Here is a 2,349-nt window from a genome sequence, read left to right on the forward strand (position 1 = left end):
CACAATTATTATTGACACAGCATCACGCTTTGGTGTATAATACAGTAAAGGACGGTGATACGATGAAAAGGATAGGCGTGATAATCCCTTCAATAACAGATGGTCTGCAAGTCGAACTCCTCGACGGGATCTTCAAAACTGCCTCCGCCGCAGACTGCGATGTCATAGTCCTGACGACCGCTACAAACGGAATGGAATTCCATATCCAGAACGAAATAATGACCGGTGAGGAAAGTATCTATCTTCTTCTCGAACGCGCCGAGCTTGACGGTATACTGCTTGTATCGCAGTATTTTGACAAGGCAACCGTCCGTAAAACTCTCTCCGAGCTGATCAGGAGAGCCGCCATTCCATGTATAGATCTCGGAGGAACAAAACTCGGCTTTGAAACGGTATCTATACCTCAGGCTGAGGCGGTATGCGAGCTTACAGACCATATAATCGAAAAACACGGCTGCCGCGACCTGATATTCCTTGCAGGCCCCGAAGGGATATCTGATTCCGAGCAGCGCATCTCGGGATTTCTGCGTTCTGCCAACGTACACGATTGCAGCTATGAGATCATTTACGGAGACTTCTGGAAATTTCGCGCAAACGAACTCGGAAATGAATTCATAGAGCATAAGCGCAGGCTTCCCGATGCTGTGCTGTGTGCCAGCGATACTATGGCAGTAGCCCTTTGTGACACTCTGCAAAGCGGCGGGATCTCCGTTCCCGACGACGTGATAGTTACGGGCTATGACGGGCATATATCTGCCATATCCAACTTCCCTTCCATTACTACCGTAAGCGGAAATATGTTTGAGCTTGGCAAAACAGGCGTTAACAAGCTTTTAGGTATAGCCACTGATGCACAGAGGTCTGATATGCACATTATTTACGGCGCAAGCTGCGGATGTGTAGAGCGTATGAAAGATTATCAGACTGCTGCCCTGAAAGTGCGTGAACAGATACAGCGTGATGCCGAGATCGGCGCTATGCTTGAAATGCGCGTAAATGCCAATGTTATAACAAGAACATCAAGTGTAGATTCACTTGATGAGCTGACCGATATAGTCGACCAGACAGCTCATATAATTAAAAGCTATAAATCCCTGCATATATGCCTCCTGCCCAATTGGGACAGCGATCCCGAACATCCCGATGCCTGTCCGACACAGCCATTTCCCGAACAAATGCTTTGTGCGCTGTCAAAAAACGCATGGACCGCAGGCGTGAAAGGCGGTCCGTTCCCGACAAAGCATATAGTTCCTGCCCTCATGGGTGAACATGAGCCGACGCTGGTTTTTGTACTGTCGCTTCATACCTCGTCACAGGTGTTCGGCTACTGTGGATTTACATATGAAAGTGCGCTTGATTTTACCGTTTCATTATTGCTGTTCAATTATATGACCTCACTGGCAAACGGTATGCGCATCCTGCGGCATAAGCTCTATGCCGAATATCTGCAAAAGATCGAAGAGTCCTCCCACTATGACAAAATGACTGATATGCTCAGTAAAAAAGGACTTCTCCTCTATCTTGAGAGTCAGAAGGAGTTAAATGTCAGAAACTGTATCATGCTGGTCACTGTCTCACAGTTAGCAGCTGCTCCGAACAGAAAGAAAAAAAATGATCTGTCAGATATCTACCTGCAGTCCGATCTTCTGCTTGCAAACGCGATACGACTTGTATCGGGACGAAATAAAACGGCAGCACATCTTGATAAAATGACATTTGCTATCGTTTTTTCGCTGCCTGACAATGGAACTCCCGAAACGATGGCAGAAGAAATGATGATACAGCTCGAGTTGCTTATAAGAAAAATGCAGGAAGGAACGTCAGCGGATTTTTTGCCCGAGCCTTACTATGTCTGCGGAGAAGTAGCCTATCCTGCCGAAAAATGCGTATCTGAGCTGTGGGACGTTCTGAACGCCCATAAACCGAAAGTCAAAGGTTTTACAGGTATAGGCGAGCTGAAGAAGCTAAGGCGCGAGCTTCACAAAGCTCCCGAGCTGAACTGGAATCTCACCGAACTTTCCAAGCGTCTGAATATCAGTAAAAGCTATGTCCAGAAGCTGTACAAGGAGCATTTCGGCATCAGCTTCATCGACGATCTCATTGAAGCTCGTATCGAAATGGCAAGGCAGCTCCTGCTGACGACAGATCTGCGTATCAGCGAGGTAGCGTCATCCTGCGGCTATCAGAATGCCACTCATTTTATGCGTCAGTTCAAGAATAAGGTCGGTATGTCACCGTCTGAGTTCAGAAAGAGCAGCAAATAGCTGCCTTGGCACTTGAATTACAGCATATTTCGGAAAAAGTGTGATATAAACGAAAAAACGGACAGCTGTTCTGAACAGCTGTCCG

At 47.0% G+C, this 2,349-nt stretch carries 1 protein-coding gene; it reads left to right on the forward strand.

Annotated elements, in window-relative coordinates; genetic code table 11:
* A partial coding sequence (locus CUS_RS01990) for a helix-turn-helix domain-containing protein (protein WP_207635689.1) occupies positions 1 to 2,264 on the forward strand: 2,264 nt, incomplete at its 5' end.
* Between the last annotated feature and the right edge of the window lie 85 nt (positions 2,265 to 2,349).

Source organism: Hominimerdicola alba 8 (genome assembly GCF_000178155.2).
GTDB classification, from domain to species: Bacteria; Bacillota; Clostridia; order Oscillospirales; family Ruminococcaceae; genus Hominimerdicola; species Hominimerdicola alba_C.